18 protein-coding genes are annotated in these 19,028 nt (G+C 63.9%); 14 read left to right on the forward strand and 4 right to left on the reverse strand.

Going from position 1 to position 19,028, the window contains the following annotated elements; translation table 11 throughout:
• Window positions 1–12 precede the first annotated feature (12 nt).
• The 4 genes from I6F20_RS12920 to I6F20_RS12935 all read left to right on the forward strand — a co-directional run bounded on the left by I6F20_RS12920 (window position 13) and on the right by I6F20_RS12935 (window position 4,522).
• Window positions 13–891, forward strand: a complete 879-nt coding sequence (locus tag I6F20_RS12920) for a branched-chain amino acid ABC transporter permease (protein ID WP_035997949.1) — start codon at window positions 13–15, stop codon at window positions 889–891.
• Between the two features lie 2 nt (window positions 892–893).
• Complete coding sequence (locus tag I6F20_RS12925) at window positions 894–1,913, forward strand: branched-chain amino acid ABC transporter permease (RefSeq protein WP_036021517.1); 1,020 nt, start codon at window positions 894–896, stop codon at window positions 1,911–1,913.
• Window positions 1,914–1,943: 30 nt separating this feature from the next.
• Window positions 1,944–3,179: an ABC transporter substrate-binding protein gene (locus I6F20_RS12930; protein WP_109142408.1), complete on the forward strand. Its 1,236-nt coding sequence runs from the start codon at window positions 1,944–1,946 to the stop codon at window positions 3,177–3,179.
• Window positions 3,180–3,295: 116 nt separating this feature from the next.
• Complete coding sequence (locus I6F20_RS12935; protein ID WP_225126444.1) at window positions 3,296–4,522, forward strand: ABC transporter substrate-binding protein; 1,227 nt, start codon at window positions 3,296–3,298, stop codon at window positions 4,520–4,522.
• Between the two features lie 10 nt (window positions 4,523–4,532).
• Here I6F20_RS12935 and I6F20_RS12940 read toward each other — a convergent pair whose 3' ends face one another.
• Window positions 4,533–4,715, reverse strand: coding sequence for a hypothetical protein (locus I6F20_RS12940; RefSeq protein ID WP_156447016.1), 183 nt, complete (start codon window positions 4,713–4,715; stop codon window positions 4,533–4,535).
• 55 nt (window positions 4,716–4,770) lie between these two features.
• Between I6F20_RS12940 and I6F20_RS12945 the strand changes: the two genes are divergently transcribed.
• From I6F20_RS12945 to I6F20_RS12955, 3 genes are all read left to right on the forward strand, one after another.
• The gene (locus I6F20_RS12945) at window positions 4,771–6,000 is read left to right on the forward strand and encodes an ABC transporter substrate-binding protein (RefSeq protein ID WP_225126446.1); all 1,230 of its coding nucleotides are present in this window, start codon (window positions 4,771–4,773) and stop codon (window positions 5,998–6,000) included.
• 177 nt (window positions 6,001–6,177) lie between these two features.
• Window positions 6,178–7,407, forward strand: coding sequence for an ABC transporter substrate-binding protein (locus tag I6F20_RS12950; protein WP_035997932.1), 1,230 nt, complete (start codon window positions 6,178–6,180; stop codon window positions 7,405–7,407).
• 190 nt (window positions 7,408–7,597) lie between these two features.
• Window positions 7,598–8,881 carry a glycerate kinase type-2 family protein gene (locus tag I6F20_RS12955; RefSeq protein WP_225126447.1) on the forward strand — a complete coding sequence of 428 codons (1,284 nt, stop codon included), beginning with the start codon at window positions 7,598–7,600 and terminating at the stop codon, window positions 8,879–8,881.
• A gap of 31 nt (window positions 8,882–8,912) precedes the next feature.
• On the opposite strand, the gene I6F20_RS12960 is transcribed toward I6F20_RS12955, so the two are convergent.
• On the reverse strand, window positions 8,913–9,434 hold the full coding sequence (locus tag I6F20_RS12960; RefSeq protein ID WP_035997926.1) for a MarR family winged helix-turn-helix transcriptional regulator: 522 nt from the start codon (window positions 9,432–9,434) through the stop codon (window positions 8,913–8,915).
• Between the two features lie 173 nt (window positions 9,435–9,607).
• On the opposite strand from I6F20_RS12960, the gene I6F20_RS12965 reads away from it, so the two are divergent.
• From I6F20_RS12965 to I6F20_RS12975, 3 genes are read left to right on the forward strand one after another with little or no spacing between them, the layout of a single operon-like run.
• The gene (locus I6F20_RS12965) at window positions 9,608–10,648 is read left to right on the forward strand and encodes a branched-chain amino acid ABC transporter permease (RefSeq protein WP_035997923.1); all 1,041 of its coding nucleotides are present in this window, start codon (window positions 9,608–9,610) and stop codon (window positions 10,646–10,648) included.
• A 5-nt stretch (window positions 10,649–10,653) separates the two neighbouring features.
• On the forward strand, window positions 10,654–12,423 hold the full coding sequence (locus I6F20_RS12970; protein WP_225126448.1) for a branched-chain amino acid ABC transporter ATP-binding protein/permease: 1,770 nt from the start codon (window positions 10,654–10,656) through the stop codon (window positions 12,421–12,423).
• Entirely contained in the window at window positions 12,420–13,151 is a 732-nt protein-coding gene (locus I6F20_RS12975) for an ABC transporter ATP-binding protein (RefSeq protein ID WP_035997921.1), read from the forward strand. The genes I6F20_RS12970 and I6F20_RS12975 overlap by 4 nt, the downstream gene beginning before the upstream one ends.
• A gap of 206 nt (window positions 13,152–13,357) precedes the next feature.
• On the opposite strand, the gene I6F20_RS12980 is transcribed toward I6F20_RS12975, so the two are convergent.
• A complete protein-coding gene (locus I6F20_RS12980) occupies window positions 13,358–13,966 on the reverse strand; it encodes a pyridoxamine 5'-phosphate oxidase family protein (RefSeq protein ID WP_225126449.1) in 609 nt (202 codons plus the stop codon).
• Between the two features lie 121 nt (window positions 13,967–14,087).
• On the opposite strand from I6F20_RS12980, the gene I6F20_RS12985 reads away from it, so the two are divergent.
• Window positions 14,088–14,972, forward strand: coding sequence for a LysR family transcriptional regulator (locus tag I6F20_RS12985; RefSeq protein WP_225126667.1), 885 nt, complete (start codon window positions 14,088–14,090; stop codon window positions 14,970–14,972).
• A 55-nt stretch (window positions 14,973–15,027) separates the two neighbouring features.
• Here the strand turns inward: I6F20_RS12985 and I6F20_RS12990 are convergent, their stop codons facing one another.
• Entirely contained in the window at window positions 15,028–15,447 is a 420-nt protein-coding gene (locus tag I6F20_RS12990) for a PaaI family thioesterase (protein WP_035997915.1), read from the reverse strand.
• Window positions 15,448–15,862: 415 nt separating this feature from the next.
• Here I6F20_RS12990 and I6F20_RS12995 point away from each other — a divergent pair, with 415 nt between their 5' ends.
• The 3 genes from I6F20_RS12995 to I6F20_RS13005 all read left to right on the forward strand — a co-directional run bounded on the left by I6F20_RS12995 (window position 15,863) and on the right by I6F20_RS13005 (window position 18,989).
• Entirely contained in the window at window positions 15,863–16,879 is a 1,017-nt protein-coding gene (locus I6F20_RS12995; RefSeq protein WP_036021503.1) for a TRAP transporter substrate-binding protein, read from the forward strand.
• A 278-nt stretch (window positions 16,880–17,157) separates the two neighbouring features.
• Entirely contained in the window at window positions 17,158–17,667 is a 510-nt protein-coding gene (locus tag I6F20_RS13000) for a TRAP transporter small permease (RefSeq protein WP_035997911.1), read from the forward strand.
• Window positions 17,668–17,669: 2 nt separating this feature from the next.
• Complete coding sequence (locus I6F20_RS13005) at window positions 17,670–18,989, forward strand: TRAP transporter large permease (protein ID WP_057028189.1); 1,320 nt, start codon at window positions 17,670–17,672, stop codon at window positions 18,987–18,989.
• Window positions 18,990–19,028: the final 39 nt, after the last annotated feature.

Here is a 19,028-nt window from a genome sequence, read left to right on the forward strand (position 1 = left end):
GGAGCCGGCACAATGGAGCTGTTCACCAACCAGGTCCTGGCCGGCATCGCCACGGGGGCGATCTATGCCTGCATGGCGCTCGCCGTGGTCATGATCTACCAGGCCATCGACCATCTCAACTTCGCGCAAGGCGAGATGGCGATGTTCTCGACCTTCATCTCATGGCAGCTGATGCAGTGGGGCGTGTCTTATTGGGCTGCCTTCCTGATCACGCTGGCATTTTCTTTCGTTGCCGGCATCGCGATCGAGCGCATCCTGTTCAAGCCGCTCGTCAAGGCGCCGGTGCTCACCAACGTCGCCGGCTTCATCGCGTTGTTTGCGATCATCAACTCCTCGGCGGGCCTGATCTGGGACTTCACGATCAAGCAATATCCGACCCCGTTCGGCTCCGCACCGTTCCTCGGCAGCCAGCTGATCTCGACGCACCAGGCCGGCATGATCGGCGTCACCGTGGCGCTGCTGCTCGCGCTCTATTTCTTCTTCCAGTACACGCGCATCGGCCTTGCGATGCGAGCCGCAGCGTCGGTGCCCGAATCGGCCCGCCTCGTCGGCATCAACACGAGCTGGATGATCGCGCTCGGCTGGGGCATGGCGACCGCGATCGGCTCGATCGCCGGCATGCTGATCGCGCCTGTCGTATTCCTCGAGCCGAACATGATGGGCGGCGTGCTGATCTACGGCTTCGCCGCGGCGGTGCTCGGCGGGCTGTCGAGCCCGTTCGGCGCCGTGGTCGGCGGCTTCCTGGTCGGCGTGTTCGAGAACCTCGCCGGTACCTACATCCCCGGCGTCGGCAATGAGCTGAAACTCCCGATCGCGCTCGCGCTGATCATCTCCGTCCTGGTCGTCAAACCCGCTGGTCTGTTCGGCCGGCATATCGTCAAGCGAGTTTGATCATGAGCGCAGCAGAAGAAGTCGTCGCCGAGGGCCACGAGGCGGTCGAGGCGGTTCCGAAGCGGGCCATGACGCTGGGCACCGGCACGTCGCTGGTGGTGCTGGCCGCGCTGTTGATCGTGCCGATGTTCGTCAAGAACTTCATCATCTTCCAGATGACGATGCTCCTGATCTACGGGCTCGCGGTGCTGGCGCTGAACATCCTGACCGGCGGAAGCGGCCAGTTCTCGCTCGGCCAGAGCGCGTTCTACGCCGTCGGCGCCTATGTGTCTGCGGTGCTGATGGAACATGCCAACGTCAACTACGCGCTGACCATTCCGATCTCCGCCGTGATTTGCTTCGGATTCGGTTACCTGTTCGGCAAGCCGGCGCTGCGGCTGTCGGGCATCTATCTCGCGCTCGCGACCTTTGCGCTCGCGACCGCGATGCCGCAGTTGCTCAAGCTGAACTTCCTCGAGCACTGGACCGGCGGCGTGCAGGGCCTCGTCGTCACCAAGCCAGACGCACCGTTCGGCTTGCCGATGTCGCAGGACATGTGGCTGTACTACTTCACGCTTGCCGTGACGGTCGCGATCTACATCTTCTCGGTGAACCTGTTGCGCTCCCGCTCGGGCCGCGCCTTCATGGCGATCCGCGACAACGAGATCGCGGCCTCCTCCATGGGCGTCAACGTCGCGCTGTACAAGACGCTGGCCTTCGGCGTATCCGCCGGCATCACCGGCGTTGCCGGCTCGCTCGGCGCCATCGCGGTGCAGTTCGTCGCGCCCGACAGCTACACCATCACGCTCGCGATCTCGCTGTTCCTCGGCATGGTGGTCGGCGGCGTCGGCTGGCTGCCCGGCTCGTTCGTCGGTGCGGCCTTCATCATCTTCGTGCCGAACATGGCGGAGAGCATCTCCAAGGGCCTCTCCGGCGCGGTATTCGGCGTGCTGCTGTTCCTCGTCATCTACCTCGTGCCGCACGGCGCAAGGCAGGTCGCGATCCTGGGCCAGCAACTCGTCGGCAAGCTCAGGAAGAACTGAAGACCCGTTGAATTAACCAAGGAGACCGAATTGTATTTTGGAAGAACACTGCGAGCCGCCGCGCTGATCACGGCAACGGCGGCCATCACTCTCACCTCCGGCGCTGCACTCGCCCAAAAGAAATACGACACCGGCGCGTCCGATACCGAGATCAAGATCGGCAACATCATGCCGTACAGCGGTCCGGCGTCGGCCTATGGCATCATCGGCAAGACCGAAGAAGCCTATTTCAAGATGATCAACGACAAGGGCGGCATCAACGGCCGCAAGATCAACTTCGTCACCTATGACGACGGCTATTCGCCGCCGAAGGCCGTCGAGCAGGTCCGCAAGCTGGTTGAGAGCGACGAGGTGCTGGTCGTTTTCAATCCGCTCGGCACGCCCTCGAACAGTGCGATCCAGAAGTATCTGAACTCCAAGAAGATCCCGCAGCTCTTCGTCGCGACCGGCGCCACCAAGTGGAACGACCCGAAGAACTTCCCCTGGACCATGGGCTGGCAGCCCTCCTACCAGAGCGAAGCGCAGATCTACGCGAAGTGGCTGATGAAGGAGAAGCCGGACGCCAAGATCGCAATCCTCTACCAGAACGACGATTTCGGCAAAGACTACCTCAAGGGCACCAAGGACGGCCTCGGCGCCAAGGCCTCGTCCATGATCGTCATGGAGGAGAGCTACGAGGTCTCCGAGCCGTCGATCGACGGCCATATCGTCAAGATCAAGGCCGCCAATCCCGACGTGCTCCTGATCTACACCACGCCGAAGTTCGCGGCCCAGACCATCAAGAAGACCGCCGAGCTCAGCTGGAAGCCGCTCCAGATCCTCACCAACGTGTCGATCTCGGTCGGTAGCGTGATGAAGCCGGCCGGCTTCGAGAACGCGCAGGGCGTGCTGTCGGCCGCCTACGCCAAGGACTCCACGGATCCGCAATGGGCCAACGACCCCGGCATGAAGAAGTGGAACGAGTTCGTCGACAAGTACATGCCGGGTGCCGACAAGTCGGACACCAGCATGGTTTATGGCTATGGCGCCGCCTCGACGCTGGCCAAGGTGCTGGAGATGTGCGGTGACGATCTCACCCGCGCCAACATCATGAAGCAGGCCGCCTCGTTGAAGGACTTTGCTCCGGATACGCTGCTGCCCGGTGTCAGGATCAACACCAGCGCCACCGACTTCGCTCCGATCGCGCAGCTGCAGATGATGCGCTTCAAGGGCGAGAAGTGGGAACTGTTCGGCGAGATCATCAGCGGTGACGTCGCCTCCGAGTGACGCGTGACGCGATGATCGAGGACGAGGAGCCCCCGCGGACAGTCGCGGGGGCTTTTTGTTGACGACAGGCGCCAATCTTGTTCAATGCGATCGATCCATCCCGGGGTAGGAGAGCAATGGCCGCCGTTCGTTCCCAGGTTGCGACGCTCTGGGCCGCGCTTGCCTTGTGCACTGCAATGAGCGGCGAGGCGCTGGCGCAGAAGAAATACGACAGCGGCGCCTCCGATACCGAGATCAAGATCGGTAACATCATGCCCTACAGCGGTCCGGCCTCCGGCTATGCTGCGATCGGCAGGACCGAGGAAGCCTACTTCAACAAGATCAATGCCGAGGGCGGCATCAACGGCCGCAAGATCAGATTCATCTCCTATGACGACGGCTATTCGCCGCCGAAGACGGTGGAACAGGCGCGAAAACTGGTCGAGAGCGACAACGTGCTGCTGATCTTCGGCTCGCTCGGCACCTCCACCAACAGCGCCATCCGCAAGTACATGAACGAGAAGAAGGTGCCGCAATTGTTCGTGGCGAGCGGCGCCTCGAAATGGAACGAGCCCAAGCAATATCCCTGGACCATGGGCTGGCAGCCGAGCTACGTCAGCGAGGCTCGGATCTATGCCAAATACATCATGAAGGAGAAGCCAAACGGAAAGATCGGCGTGCTCTACCAGAACGACGATTTCGGCAAGGACTATCTAAACGGGTTGAAGGAGGGCCTCGGCGCCAAGGCTTCGATGATCGTGCGGGAGGAGGCCTACGACACGTCCGAGCCCGCAATCGACGAGCGAGTCGTGAAGCTGAAGGCGGCCGGCGCCGATATCTTCATCAGCCTCACCAACCAGAAATTCGCCGCGCAGGGAATCAAGAAAGCCGCGGAGATCAACTGGCATCCGATGCACATCATCTCCAACGTCTCGGCTTCGGTCAGCGGCGTATTGGAGCCGGCGGGCATTGAAGTCTCGCAAGGCATCCTGTCGGCGACCTACACCAAGGACGGCTCCGACCCGCAGTGGAATGCCGACGACGGCATGAAGAAGTTCTACAGTTTCCTCGCGCAATACGAGCCCAGGGCCAACAAGCTCGATGCCGGCGTCGTGTACGGCTATGCCGCCGCACAGACCATCGTGAAGGTGCTGCAGATGTGCGGCGACGATCTCACCCGCGAGAACGTCATGAAGCAGGCCGCCAGCCTGAAGGACTTCGCACCCGACACGCTGCTGCCAGGCATCAAGATCAACACCGCGCCCGACGATTTCGCCCCGATCGAGCAGCTGCAGATGATGCGCTTCAAGGGCAGGAAATGGGAGCTGTTCGGCGACATCATCTCGAGCGAGATGAGCCACTGAACGACGCAATTCAAAATAGCCGCTTTCTCGTAAAGCAACTCAAGCGGTGAGTTTGCCCCGCAAAAAGAATCTCACGCGCCGGAATATTCAGCACCGCCTTCGACGAGATCGCCGCCTGCGCGAGGCCCGTGCAGGCGTTCTTCTTGCTGACGGCCGTGGATAGGTATTGAATGCGTGACGGAGCGACGCGCAACGATCGCTCCCAATAAGAACAAACGACACATTCAATCCTGTCCAGGGAGATCAAAATGCCTGCAATGCATGTGCGATTGGGGGCCTTCTCGGCTGCCCTCGTGCTAGCCGCCACGCTGTCCACGACAGCGCTCGCGCAGAAGAAATACGACACCGGCGCATCCGACACGGAGATCAAGATCGGCAACATCATGCCCTATAGCGGTCCCGCGTCTGCCTACGGCGTGATCGGCAAGACCGAAGAGGCCTATTTCCGCAAGATCAACGCAGAAGGCGGCATTAACGGCCGCAAGATCAACTTCATCACCTATGACGACGCCTATTCCCCGCCGAAGACCGTGGAGCAGGCGCGCAAGCTGGTCGAGAGCGACGAGGTGCTGCTGATCTTCAACTCGCTCGGCACCCCGCCGAACTCGGCGATCCAGAAGTACATGAACCAGAAGAAGGTTCCGCAGCTGTTCGTCGCCACCGGCGCCACGAAGTGGAACGACCCGCAGACCTTCCCGTGGACGATGGGCTGGCAACCTAACTACCAGATCGAGTCGATCATCTACGCCAAGTACATCCTGAAGAACCATCCGAACGCCAAGATCGCCGTGCTCTACCAGAACGACGATTACGGCAAGGACTATCTGAAGGGGTTCAAGGACGGGCTCGGAGCCAAGGCCGCCTCGATGATCGTCATCGAGGACAGCTACGAAGTCTCCGAGCCGACCATCGACTCCCACATCGTCAAGATGAAGCCGACCAACGCCGACGTGTTCTTCAACATCACGACGCCGAAATTCGCGGCACAGGCGATCAAGAAGAACGCCGAGATCGGCTGGAAGCCGCTGCACTTCCTCAACAACGTCTCGGCCTCGATCGGCAGCGTAATCAAGCCGGCCGGCTTCGAGAACGCGCAGGACATCATCTCGTCGCAGTACTTCAAGGATCCCACCGACGCGCAGTGGAAAAACGACAAGGCGATGATCGCCTGGAACGAATTTCTGGATAAGTACTATCCGGAAGCGAACCGCGCCGATGCCTCGGTAATGTACGGCTACATCGTCGCCCAGGGCCTCGTTCACGTGCTCAAGGCCTGCGGCGACAATCTGACCCGCGAAAACATCATGAAGCAGGCCGCCAACATCAAGGACTTCGAGCCGGCGGGCCTGTTGCCGGGCATCAAGGTCAACACCTCGGCCACCGACTTCGCGCCGCTGTCGCAGCTGCAACTGATCCGGTTCAAGGGCGAGCATTGGGTGCCATTTGGCGAGGTGCTGAGCGGCGACGTCGGCGGCTGACCATTAACCACTTGCTCAAGATGTAGCCAAATCGAGTAAAGACGCAGCCCCTGCGGCCATGCCGCAGGGGCTTTTCCTTGAAGCGTTCAGGCAAATCGTATTGAATTGCGGCCGCGTCGCGAAGAAAAACGAGACAAGAAAAGGGACGCACACACAAAGAAAAACAGGGAGATTGGAATGCCTGCTGTCACCGGCAAGCTTGCGGCCGCATCATTGGCGCTCGCGCTCATCGCGGCCTCGGCCTCAACCGCAACGGCCCAGAAGAAATACGATACCGGTGCGACTGACACCGAGATCAAGATCGGCAACATCATGCCCTACAGCGGACCGGCCTCCGCCTACGGCATCATCGGTCGCACCGAAGCCGCCTATTTCAAGAAGATCAACGAAGAGGGCGGCATCAACGGCCGCAAGATCAATTTCGTCTCCTACGACGACGCCTACTCGCCGCCGAAGACGGTGGAGCAGGCGCGCAAGCTGGTCGAGAGCGACGAGGTGCTGCTCGTCTTCAACTCGCTCGGCACGCCGCCGAACTCCGCGATCCAGAAATACATGAACTCGAAGAAGGTGCCGCAGCTGTTCGTAGCCACCGGCGCCACCAAGTGGAACGATCCGCAGAACTTCCCGTGGACCATGGGCTGGCAACCCAACTACCAGAGCGAGACGCAGATCTACGCGAAATACATCCTCAAGGCCATGCCGAACGCCAAGATCGGCGTGCTCTACCAGAACGACGATTACGGCAAGGATTACCTGAAGGGCCTGAAGGACGGCTTGGGGGCCAAGGCCGCGAGCATGATCGTGCTGGAGGAAAGCTACGAGACGTCGGAGCCGACCATCGACAACCACATCGTCAAGCTGAAAGCCACCGGCGCCGACGTCTTCATCAACATCACCACGCCGAAGTTCGCGGCGCAGGCGATCAAGAAGATCTCCGAGATCGGCTGGAAGCCGACCCACTTCCTCAACAACGTCTCGGCCTCGGTCGGCAGCGTGATCAAGCCCGCCGGCTTCGAGAATTCGCAGGACATCATCTCGGCCGCCTATCTGAAGGACGTCTCCGATCCGCAGTGGAAGGACGACGCCGGCATGAAGGCGTTCCTGGAGTTCATGACGAAGTACTTCCCCGAGGGCGACAAGCTCGACGGCGGCACCATCGTCGGCTACGGCGTCGCGCAGACGCTGGTCGAGGTGCTGAAGAAGTGCGGCGACAATCTCACGCGCGAGAACGTCATGAAGCAGGCGGCGAGCCTGAAGGACTTCCGCACCGAAGTGCTGCTGCCCGGCATCAAGATCAGTACCGGGCCGAACGACTTCGCGCCGATCAGCTCGCTGCAGCTGATGAAGTTCAAGGGCGACAAGTGGGACCTGTTCGGCGAGGTGATCAGCGCCGACGCCGGCGGCTAGAAACTGCAACGCGCGGACGACGAGCCCCCTGCGCTGATCGCGCAGGGGGCTTTTGCTTTGTGTGGCAATTGTGATCACGCGATTGCACAATCGAATGACGGCGAAGGCGCTTACGCTTTGGCACACGATGCGGTAGGCAGATGGCGGCGACCTCCTCGCCGCCAGTCCAGTCTGCGCAAGGCCATTGTCCATGACCGACCGACGTCCCCTGCTCCGCGCGCTCTACGACACTGCCATTGCTGCCGCCCATCCGGGCGTGGTGCTGGCCCCTCACCTGCGGCCTGCACCCAGGGGGCGCGTGATCTGCCTTGCGGCCGGCAAGGGCGCCGGCGCAATGGCCGCAGCCGCGGAGCGGCATTATCTCGATGCGCTGGGATTGGCGCCGGAGCGCCTTGTCGGCATCGCCACCACGCGCCACGGCTACGGCGTGCCGACGCGCAGCATTCGCGTGGTCGAGGCCGGTCATCCCGTGCCTGACGAAGCGGGCCTGAAGGGCGCGGCCGACACGCTCGCACTCGCGGGCGAGGCCGGGCCGGACGATCTCCTGCTGGTGCTGCTCACCGGCGGCGGCTCGGCCAACTGGATCGCGCCGGTGGACGGCATCAGCTTCGCGCAGAAGCAGGCGGTCAACAAGGCGCTGCTGCGCTCGGGCGCGCCGATCGGCGAGATGAACGTCGTGCGCAAGCACCTGTCGCGGATCAAGGGCGGCCGCCTCGCCCGCGCCGGCAGCAACGCCGCGGAGATCGTGACGCTCGCGATCTCCGACGTGCCGCATGACGATCCGTCCGCGATCGCCTCCGGCCCCACCGTGCCCGATCCGACCACGCTGGCGGATGCGCGCGCGATCGTGGCGAAATACAGGCTCGACATCGACGATGCGGTGCGCCGCGCGCTCGACGATCCCAACAACGAGAGCTGCAAGCCGGGCGACGCCGCCTTTGCGCGCGCCTCGTTCGAGCTGATCGCGCGGCCCAAGCAGTCGCTGGACGCTGCGGTCAAGCTCGCGCGCGAGGCCGGCTACGAGACCATCGATCTCGGCGCCGATCTCGAAGGCGAGGCGCGCGAGGTCGCCGCCGATCACGCCAGGCTGGCGCTTCAGGCACGCAGCCAGGGCAAGCGCGTCGCGATTCTCTCCGGCGGCGAGCTCACGGTCACCGTGCGCGGCAACGGGCGCGGCGGGCCGAACCAGGAATACGCGCTGGCCCTGGCCTCGCTCTTGAAGGACACTTCCGGCATCGCGGCGCTGGCCGGCGACACCGACGGCGCCGATGGCGGCGCCGGCCACCCGACCGACCCCGCCGGCGCGCTGATCGATGCGGCGACGTTCGCGAAGATTAAGGCGCTGGGGCTCGAGCCGCAGGCCTATCTCGCCAACAACGACGCCACCACGTTTTTCGAGGCGACCGGCGACCTGCTACAGCCTGGACCGACGCTGACCAACGTGAACGACATCAGGGTGATTTTGGTGGATTGACGTTCGCTTACCCTCCCCTGGAGGGTAAGAGTCAAAACTCGTTGGCGATCTTCGCGAGCATCTCGATCAGGGCTTCGCGGTTGGCCTGGCCGAGCAAGTCGTTCAGCCGGGCCTCGTGCTTGGTGGCGACGAGCTTCTTGGCGCGCGCCAGCACGGCCTTGCCCTTGTCGGTCAAGACCAGGATGTGCGAGCGCCGGTCGTTGGTGGAGCGGATCCGCGCACAGAGGTCGCGGCTCTCCAGATTGTCGAGCATGGCTACGAAGTTCGGCCTGAGGATGCCGAGCGTGGAGGCGATCTCGGTCTGGTTACGGCCGGGGTTTTTCTCGACCAGGAGCAGCACCGAGAACTGCGCCGGCGTCAGCTGGAGCGAGGCCATGCAGCGCAGGAAATTCTCGAACACCTTGAGCTGCGCACGTTTCAGGACATAGCCGAGCTGCTCGGAAAGCTCGCCGAGCTGGAGGGCCTCCGCCTGCGGCTCGCCTGCCTCCTTGCGGCCCTTGGCCGCGTCGGCCGGCTTGTCGGAGGACTTTTCAGCGGTTTTGGAAACGGTCATCGCCTCGTGCTCGTAATCCCGCTAAATTCCGGGGCGGGTCGTTCCCACCCTTGAAGTTATATTTGATAATTGTTATGGACCATACCAAATATCGCCTGCGTTTTTCAATGGCTGTGAGCGGACCGTCCACCGCAATCGAGGGGACCGGTCCGGATTAGGGGGAGCGTCCGGTCTTGAATACCACCATCATGCTGTTCCTGGTGCAGGACGGCATCACCAATGGCGCGATCTATGCGCTGCTCGGCCTGGCGCTGGTGCTGGTGTTCGCCGTCACCCGCGTCATCCTCATTCCCCAGGGCGAATTCGTCACCTACGGCGCGCTGACCTATGCCTCGCTGGCCGCCGGCCAGATGCCGGGCACGGCAAAGCTGGCGCTGGCGCTCGGCATCGGCGCCTTCGTCTTCGACCTGTTCGTGGCGCGCAAGGCGCTGCACGGGCGGCTGGTCGTCCGCAGCTTCATCGCCAACGTCGTGCTGCCGGCGATCGTGCTGGCGCTGACCCTGTCGCTCGCCGCGCAGAAGCCGCCGGTCGCGGTCTGCATCGCGCTGTCGCTGGTGATCGTGGCGATGATCGGCCTCTATCTCTACCGCATCGCCTTCCAGCCGCTGGCGCACACCTCGGTGCTGGTGCTGCTGATCGCCTCGGTCGGCGTCCACCTCGCGCTGCAGGGACTTGGCCTGTTGTTCTTCGGCGCCGAAGGCCAGCGCGGGCCTGCCGTGCTGTCCGGCGCCTTCACCGCCGGCGCATTGCGCTTCACCGGCCAGAGCATCACCGTCTATGCCATCACCATCGCCTTCATCGTCGCGCTCTGGCTGTTCTTCGGCCTGACGCTCTACGGCAAGGCGCTGCGCGCGACCGCGGTCAACCGGCTTGGGGCGCGGCTTGCCGGCATCCGCACCACGCTGTCGGGCCAGATCGCCTTCCTGCTGGCTTCCGTGATCGGCGCACTCTCCGGCATCCTGATCGTGCCGATCACGACACTGTATTACGACTCCGGCTTCCTGATCGGGCTGAAGGGCTTCGTTGCCGCGATCATCGGCGGCCTCGTCAGCTATCCCCTCACCGCCGTCGCGGCGCTGGTGGTCGGCATCGTCGAGGCGTTCTCGTCCTTCTATGCCTCCAACTACAAGGAGGTGATCGTCTTCATGCTGCTGATCCCCGTGCTGCTGCTGCGCTCGCTCGCCGCGCCCGCGGTCGAGGAAGAGAAGGACTGAGCCCGATGCAGAGCCGGCTTCCCATCCTCGTCTTCGCGATCCTCATGGCGGCGATCCCGCTCATCCCGGGCGTGCCCCCGTTCTGGATCGTGCTGCTCGACAATATCGGCCTTGCCGCGCTGGTCGCGATGGGCCTCGTGCTGCTGACCGGCGTCGGCGGCCTCACCTCGTTCGGGCAGGCCGCCTTCGTCGGTTTCGGTGCCTACACCACCGCCGTGCTGACGACGGCCTATGGCCTGTCGCCCTGGCTGACGCTGCCGCTGTCGCTCGTGGTCAGCGGCTCGCTCGCGGTGCTGCTCGGGCTGATCACCGTGCGCCTCTCCGGCCATTACCTGCCGCTCGGCACGCTCGCCTGGGGGCTTGGGCTGTTCTACCTGTTCAGCAAGCTGGAGTTTCTCGGACGCAACGACGGCATCTCGGCGATCCCGCCGCTGTCGATCGGTACCTTCAAGATGCTCTCGCCCGGCTCGATCTATTACGCGATCTGGGTCGCCGTGATCCTCTCGGCCCTGCTGACGATGAACCTCTTGGACTCCCGCACCGGCCGCGCCATCCGCGCGCTGCGCCGCGGCCATGTCGCCGCCGAAGCGTTCGGCGTCCACACGCCGCGCGCAAAGCTCCTGGTGTTCATCCACGCCGCGGTGCTCGCCGGCCTGTCCGGGTGGCTCTACGCCCATCTCCAGCGCGCCGTGAACCCGACGCCGTTCGGCGCGCATATGGGCATCGAATATCTCTTCATCGCGGTGGTCGGCGGCGCCGGCTATGTCTGGGGCGGCGTGCTGGGCGCGGCGATTGTCGTGATCCTGAAAGAGGTGCTGCAGAGCTATCTGCCGCTGATCCTGCCGGGCTCCGGCCAGGTCGAGACCATCGTGTTCGGCATCATGCTGGTGGCGCTGCTGCAGCTTGCGCCCGGCGGCCTCTGGCCCTGGCTGATGTCGTTCTTCCCCGAGCGCACCGACGGCAGGAAGCCGGACACCTCGCTGAAGCTGGAGCATCGCACCCGCGCGCCCGCCGAGACCGGCGTCCTGCTTCAGGTCGAGAAGGCGCGAAAGCAGTTTGGCGGCGTGGTTGCGGTGAACAACGTGTCCTTCGACGTGCAGGCCCGCGAGATCGTCGCGCTGATCGGCCCGAACGGCGCCGGCAAGAGCACGACCTTCAACCTGATTACCGGCGTGCTGTCGGCAACCTCGGGCTCGATCTCGGTGCTCGGCAGGAAGGTCGACAACGCGCCGCCACAGGAGATCGTCAAGCTCGGCATCAGCAGGACCTTCCAGCACGTCAAGCTCGTCCCCGACATGACCGTGCTGGAGAACGTCGCGATTGGCGCACATTTGCGCGGCCATTCCGGCCCAATCTCCTCGATGCTGCGGCTCGACCGCGCTGACGAGGCCAAGCTGCTCGCCGAGGCCGCGCGCCAGATCGAGCGCGTCGGCCTCGCCGAGCAGATGCACCAGCTGGCAGGCTCGCTCTCGCTCGGCCAGCAGCGCATCGTCGAGATCGCCCGCGCGCTCTGCGTCGATCCGATGCTGCTGCTGCTCGACGAGCCGGCAGCCGGACTGCGCCACATGGAAAAGCAACGGCTGGCAACACTGCTCCGCGAGCTGCGCGACGGCGGGATGTCCGTCCTCTTGGTCGAGCACGACATGGGCTTCGTGATGAACCTTGCCGACCGCATCGTGGTGCTCGATTTCGGCACCAAGATCGCGGAGGGCACGCCGGCGACGATCAAGACCAATCCCGAAGTGATCAAGGCCTATCTCGGAGTGGCGGCATGAGCACGCTGTTGTCCGTCACCGACGCGCATGTCGCCTATGGCAAGGTCGAGGCAGTGCGTTCGGTCTCGCTCGAGGTCGGAGCCAACGAGATCGTCACCATCGTCGGCGCCAACGGCGCCGGCAAGACCACGCTGCTCTCGGCCATCATGGGCATCCTGCCGCTGAAGGGCCGCGTCGCCTTTGCCGGGCAGGATCTCGCCCGGCTCGACATCGAGGACCGCGTCGCGATGGGGCTCGGTCTCGTTCCCGAGCATCGCGAATTGTTCGTGACCATGAATGTCGAGGACAATCTCGAGCTGGGCGCGTTCCGGATCGAGCGCAGCAAGGCCAAAGCCTCGATGGAGCGGGTCTATGCGCTGTTTCCGCGGCTGAAGGAGCGGCGCAAGCAGCTCGCCGGCACACTCTCCGGCGGCGAGCAGCAGATGCTCGCGATGGGCCGCGCGCTGATGGGCGAGCCGAAGCTCTTGATGCTGGACGAGCCGAGCCTCGGCCTTGCGCCGATCATCGTCGCCGACATCTTCCGCATCGTCACCGAGCTCCGCGCCGCCGGCGTCTCCGTGCTGCTGGTCGAGCAGAACGCGCAGGCCGCGCTGAAGATCGCGGACCACGCCTACGTTATGGAGCTCGGCGAGTTCGTGCTCAGCGGCAAGGCCAGCGACATCGCCGCCAACGAACGGGTGGCCGCGAGCTATCTCGGCTTCCAGCACGAAGGCGAGAGTGTGATTTAGCGATTCAGCGCTCTTCTTCCCTCCCCTTGTGGGAGAAGGTGGCGCGAAGCGCCGGATGAGGGGTTCTCTCCGCGCGTGAGACCGTCCGAGAGGACAGAACCCCTCACCCGGCTTCGATGCTTCGCATCGAATCCACCCTCTCCCACAAGGGGAGAGGGTGCACCGCGCAGCCTGCTTCAGCTTTCGTTAGAGGCTAAGCTCGCCGCCTACCCCTTCAGCGCCGCAACCTCCGCTTCCAGCTCTGCGATCCGCTGATCCCTCGCGGCGAGCGCGGCCGCGACATCGGCTGCATCAAACTTCTGCGGGATGTGCTGCGGGCAGTTGGTGTCCCAGGCCGCGATCTTGAACAGGATCACTTGCTCGGGCCGGGCGCGGTAGCCTTTCGGCATCAGCGACGTGGTCAGGGCTTCGTCGTCCTCGACCACGCGCGCCTCGCCCCAGATCTTCACCCGGCGGCGGTGGGCGTAGTCCATCACGAAGATGTAGGCCTTGGGATTCTCCGAGAGATTTCCTTGCGTGATGAACTGCTGGTTGCCGGCGTAGTCGGCGAAGGCGAGCGTCTGCTTGTCCAGCACCTTGAGAAAGCCCTTCGGGCCGCCGCGGTGCTGGATGTAGGGCTGGCCGTCGGCTGAAGCCGTGGCGAAATAGAAGCTGTTGGCGTCGGCCAGGAACGCGGCGAGATTGTCGTCGACCTCGGTGCGCCAGCCGCGCTGCTCGCTGCGCGCATAGGCCTCGCGCGAGCCCTTGCGCGCCTGGATCGTCTTCACCGCCGGCGAAAAGGCCACGTCGCTGGCATAGGTGTGAACTGCCGTCATCGGAACATCTCCTGAAATTCCGGCGCATTGCTGCGTCTTCCGCGCCTAATCTGGACCTTTCGGCGTCTAAAACAATTGAGCAGCTTGACACTTCATCATTGCGATTTATGCAATAATGTCCATGGACCGCCTGGAAGCCATGCACGTCTTCGTCACGGTCGCCGACCTGCGCGGCTTCGCGCCGGCCGCGCGCAAACTGCGGCTGTCGCCGCCGGCGGTGACGCGGATGATCGCGGCGCTGGAGGAGCATCTCGGCGCGCGGCTGCTGCAGCGGACCACGCGGCAGGTGGCGCTGACCGACGTCGGCACGCGCTACCTGGAGCGCGCGCGGCGCATCCTCGCCGACGTCGAGGAGGCTGACGGCTCGGCGCGGGAGGAGCGCAATCGGCCGAGCGGGCGTCTCGTCGTGTCCGCGCCGGTCGGCTTCGGCCGGCTGCATGTCGGGCCTCTCATGACCGCCTATCTCAAGCGCTATCCCGAGGTCGCCGCCGAACTCAGGCTGTCCGACCATCTCGTCAACCTCGTCGAGGACGCCGTCGATGCCGCGGTGCGGATCGGCCATCTCGCTGATTCCTCGCTTGTGGCGCGCCAGGTCGGCGAGATGCGGCGGATCGTGGTGGCCGCGCCCGGTTATCTCAAGCGCAACGGCGAGCCGAAGACGCCGGAAGCGCTCGCCACGCACCAGACCATCCAGTTCGGCCCCTGGTCCGAATGGCGTTTCCTGCGCGACGGCCGCGATATCGGGCTGCCGCTGTCGCCTCGCTTCATCAGCAACAGCGCCGACGCCGCCCTGCAATATGCCGAGGCCGGCGGCGGCGTGACGCGGGTGCTGGCCTATCAGGCCGCCGAGGGCCTGAAGCGCGGACGCCTGAAGATCGTGCTGGCGCAATACGAGCAGCCGGCGTTGCCGATCCACATCGTCTACCCGACCTCGCGCCTGCTCTCGGCCAAGGTGCGCGCGTTCGTCGACCTCGTGGTGGAGACGGCGGAGTGGAGGTTTGGGTGATCTTTTCCGTCATGGCCGGGCTTGCCCCGGGCATGACGACGGAGAGAGTTGGGCCTCACCCCTTCTTCGGCACTACCCGAAACGTGCCGCTGGCCCGCGCGATCACGGCGTCGTCCGCCTTCACCAGGCACTGCGCGAAGCAGATCGTGTTCCCGGTCTTGATCGCCTCGCCCTCGACCGCCAGCCATTGGCCGATCTCGGCGGCGCCGACATAGTCGACCGACAGCGAGATGGTGACGAATGACGTGGTCCAGCCCGTCGCCTGGGCGCAGCTGTAGCCCATGGCGGCGTCAGCGAGCGCCGCGATCAGCCCGCCATGGATCAATCCGCGGGCGTTGGTGTGCGGCGTCGCCAGGCGCAGTCCGACGGTGACGCCCTTATCGGTCTTCTTCGAATAGAGCGGCTCCCAGGGATCGGTCAGCGGCGCTTTGCGGAAATGTGGCTCGTAGCCGGCGGGGATGTCGGTGCGGGTCATGGCGGTCTCGCTTCATTGCCTCGGCTGCATTGGAAGCGAATGACGCGAGGAATGCATCACCTACAAAGCTTTAAACGGAATTTGTGCAGATGTTTGAAACGAGCCCCGCCATCGCCGCAACGGCCCGACGATTGCGACCTTTGTCCGCAATACATGCTGCTTCCGATCCTGTTAGGCTTTGGCCGCAGCCTGCTTGTGGCAAAGGCTCGCAGGCGATAATTATACCATATAACGTTTGCGCAAAGGGAGAGCGGTGGTCGCCCGAGCAGCGACAAATCCATGCAACATGACTGACGTAGATGGCGCGACACGGCGGGCCTCAGTTCCGGCTTGAACGCGCCGGCGAATTAGATAACATGTTAATTAACGAGACCGGGCCAGCGAAGCCCGCCGTCGCAAAAGGGAGAGACGCGTGATGAGGAAAGCCTGTCTGGCCTTGCTGCTGGCAGCAAGCGTGAGCCCCGCGCTCGCGCAGGACAAGACATTTGACCTGAAGGTCTCGCACTGGGTGCCGGCATCGCATCCGCTGCAGAAATCGCTGGAAGACTGGGTGGCTGCGGTGAACAAGGATTCCGGCGGCACCATTACCGGCAAGGTGTTTCCGGCCCAGCAGCTCGGCAAGGCCTTCGACCATTACGACATGGCGCGCGACGGCATCGCCGACGTCACCTATGTCAATCCCGGCTACCAGCCCGGCCGCTTCCCGATCATCGGCGCCGGGGAATTGCCGTTCCTGATCTCGGATGCCAAGGGCGGCTCGATGGGGCTCGACGCGTGGTATCGCAAATTTGCCGAGAAGGAGATGAAGGACGTCAAATACTGCCTCGCCTTCGTCCACTCGCCCTCCTCGTTCCATTCCCGCACCAAGAAGATCGTCAACCCCGAGGACGTGAAGGGCATGAAGATCCGCCCGGCGCACGCTACCATGGCGAACTTCGTCACCTCGCTTGGCGGCACCAATGTGCAGTCCTCGGCGCCGGAAGTGCGCGACATCATCGAGCGCGGCGTCGCCGACGGCGTCACCTTCCCCTGGGGCTCACTGGTGCTGTTCGGCATCGACAAGGTGACCAAGTACGACATGGAGGCGCCGCTCTACACCACGACCTTCGTGTTCGTGATCAACAAGGACAAGTACAATGCGATGTCCGACAAGCAGAAGGCCGCGATCGACAAGAACTGCACGGTCGAGATGGCAGGCGCGGTCGGCGAGCATTGGGGCAAGTTCGAGGACGCCGGCATCGCCAAGGTGAAGGCGGAATCCAGCCATGAGGTCTACAAGCTGACGCCCGAGCAGATCGCGGCCTGGAAGAAGGCCGCCGAGCCGCTGGTCAAGACCTGGGGCGACGGCGCCAAGAAGGCCGGTGCCGATCCCGACGCCGCGCTCGCGGATCTCAAGGCCTCGCTGAAGAAATACAACGCGCTGGCGGAGTGACGCGGTGGCGAAGGAAACGCGGCGGCGGGATTGGTCCTGCCGCCGTTGCCTTGCAAGCTGAGAGCAGGTGAGGAGCGCACCGTGTCTCTTCCCCCTCTCCCCGCTTGCGGGGAGAGGGTGGGGTGAGGGGGAGTCTCCGCAGGGACGGTGACAATCGGACGCGTGGATAGTCCCCTCCCCCGCCACGCTTCGCGTGTCGGCCTCTCCCCGCAAGCGGGGAGAGGCGAAGTGCCGCCGCCAGAGCCGAGAATGAGAATAGCAGTGCTTAGGAAACACCCATGAAGCGCTCCTGGATGGATCGCGTGATCGACTCGATCGAATGGATCGCGGCCGGCTTCGTCGGCATCGTCGCGCTCGACATCTTCCTGTCGGTGCTCTTGCGCAACACGCTGAACTATTCGATCCCCGACAGCTTCGACATCGGCCGAATGCTGCTCGGCATCCTCATCTTCTGGGGCATCGCGGCAACCTCCTATCGCGGCACCCACATCACGGTCGACCTGGTCTGGGGCAATGTCGGGCCGCGCCATCAGCGCTGGATCGACGTGTTCGCGACCCTGGTGCTGCTGTTCGTCGTCACCGTGCAGACCTGGACGTTGTTCGACAAGGTCCGGCTGACCTACAACGACAACGTTCAGACCTTCGACCTGCACATGCCGACATGGCCGTTCTTCCTCGTCGCGTGGATCGGCGACGTCTGCGCCGTGCTGCTGATCGCGATCCGCACGTACCGGCTGATCTTCCACCCCGAAGACATGCATGAACCCAAGATCAAGGTGACGGAGTAACCATGAGTACCGACGCCGTCGCCGTCATCGGCTTCGTCGCCCTGTTCGCCCTGATGCTGCTGCGCGTGCCGGTCGGCATGGCCATGGGCCTCGTCGGCGTGTGCGGCTTCAGCTATCTCGTGGGCTCGACACCGGCCCTGAAGATGGTCGGTCAGGTCACCATGCGCACCGTGACCGACTACACCTTCGGCGTCATCCCGATGTTCCTGCTGATGGGCTCCTTCGTCAGCAATTCCGGCATGAGCCGAGAGCTATTCCGCGCCGCCAACGGCTTCGTCGGACATTTGCGCGGCGGACTCGGCATTGCCACCGTCGGCGCCTGCGGCGGCTTTGCCGCAATCTGCGGCTCCTCGGTCGCGACCGCGGCGACCTTCTCCGCCGTCGCCTATCCCGAGATGCGGCGCTTCGGCTATCCGCAATCCTTCGCCACCGGCGTGATCGCGGCCGGCGGCACGCTGGGCGCGATGCTGCCGCCCTCCACCGTCCTCGCGGTCTACGGCATCATCACCGAGCAGGACATCGGCAAGCTGTTCATCGCCGGCATCATCCCGGGCCTGCTCGCGATGACCATGTACATGATCACGATCTCCCTGATCGGCTATTTCCGCCCCGACTTCCTGCCCAAGGGCAAGGTGACGCCATGGCGCGAACGCTTTGCCGGGTTGAAGGAGATCTGGGCACCGGTGCTGCTGTTCATCTTCGTCATCGGCGGCCTCTACGGCCTGCCCTTCCTGCCGCGCTTCACGCCGACCGAAGCCGGCGGCGTCGGCGCGACCGGGGCCTTCATCATCGGCGTGCTGACCGGCCGCCTCGACCGCGAGAAGGTGCTGGCCTCGCTGCTACAGGCGACGCGCACCGCGGCCGCGGTGTTCACCGTGCTGATCGGCGCGTTGATCTTCGGCTATTTCCTGACGGTGACGCAGACACCGCAGAAGGTGACGGAATTCCTCACCGGGCTCGGCCTCGGCCCCTACGGCGTGCTGGCGCTGATCATGGTGATGTATCTCGTGCTCGGCTGCCTGATGGATGCCATGGCGATGATCATCCTGACCGTGCCGATCATCTTCCCGGTGATCATGCATCTGGGGTTCGATCCGATCTGGTTCGGCATCATCATCGTCGTGACCGTCGAGCTCGGCCTGATCACTCCGCCCGTGGGCATGAACGTCTTCGTCATAAAAAGCGTGGTGAAGGACGTCTCCTTCTCCACCATCTTCAAGGGCGTAAGCCCGTTCGTGGCAACGGACCTCGTGCGCCTCGTGATCCTGATCGCCTTCCCGCTGCTGGCAACCTGGCTGCCGACGCGGATGATGGCGCATTAGAGGTGACAAGATTGAATGCCGCACGGCGTGGCTGCTTCC

The sequence above is a fragment of the Bradyrhizobium sp. IC3123 genome, assembly GCF_020193625.1.
Taxonomy (GTDB): Bacteria; Pseudomonadota; Alphaproteobacteria; order Rhizobiales; family Xanthobacteraceae; genus Bradyrhizobium; species Bradyrhizobium yuanmingense.

Bases quoted from the DNA above. Each gene is read 5' to 3' on its own strand.
- I6F20_RS12920 (WP_035997949.1), top strand. From the start codon at position 13: ATGGAGCTGTTCACCAACCAGGTCCTGGCCGGCATCGCCACGGGGGCG.
- I6F20_RS12925 (WP_036021517.1), top strand. From the start codon at position 894: ATGAGCGCAGCAGAAGAAGTCGTCGCCGAGGGCCACGAGGCGGTCGAG.
- I6F20_RS12935 (WP_225126444.1), top strand. From the start codon at position 3,296: ATGGCCGCCGTTCGTTCCCAGGTTGCGACGCTCTGGGCCGCGCTTGCC.
- I6F20_RS12945 (WP_225126446.1), top strand. From the start codon at position 4,771: ATGCCTGCAATGCATGTGCGATTGGGGGCCTTCTCGGCTGCCCTCGTG.
- I6F20_RS12950 (WP_035997932.1), top strand. From the start codon at position 6,178: ATGCCTGCTGTCACCGGCAAGCTTGCGGCCGCATCATTGGCGCTCGCG.
- I6F20_RS12955 (WP_225126447.1), top strand. From the start codon at position 7,598: ATGACCGACCGACGTCCCCTGCTCCGCGCGCTCTACGACACTGCCATT.
- I6F20_RS12960 (WP_035997926.1), bottom strand. From the start codon at position 9,434: ATGACCGTTTCCAAAACCGCTGAAAAGTCCTCCGACAAGCCGGCCGAC.
- I6F20_RS12970 (WP_225126448.1), top strand. From the start codon at position 10,654: ATGCAGAGCCGGCTTCCCATCCTCGTCTTCGCGATCCTCATGGCGGCG.
- I6F20_RS12975 (WP_035997921.1), top strand. From the start codon at position 12,420: ATGAGCACGCTGTTGTCCGTCACCGACGCGCATGTCGCCTATGGCAAG.
- I6F20_RS12980 (WP_225126449.1), bottom strand. From the start codon at position 13,966: ATGACGGCAGTTCACACCTATGCCAGCGACGTGGCCTTTTCGCCGGCG.
- I6F20_RS12985 (WP_225126667.1), top strand. From the start codon at position 14,088: ATGGACCGCCTGGAAGCCATGCACGTCTTCGTCACGGTCGCCGACCTG.
- I6F20_RS12990 (WP_035997915.1), bottom strand. From the start codon at position 15,447: ATGACCCGCACCGACATCCCCGCCGGCTACGAGCCACATTTCCGCAAA.
- I6F20_RS12995 (WP_036021503.1), top strand. From the start codon at position 15,863: ATGAGGAAAGCCTGTCTGGCCTTGCTGCTGGCAGCAAGCGTGAGCCCC.
- I6F20_RS13000 (WP_035997911.1), top strand. From the start codon at position 17,158: ATGAAGCGCTCCTGGATGGATCGCGTGATCGACTCGATCGAATGGATC.
- I6F20_RS13005 (WP_057028189.1), top strand. From the start codon at position 17,670: ATGAGTACCGACGCCGTCGCCGTCATCGGCTTCGTCGCCCTGTTCGCC.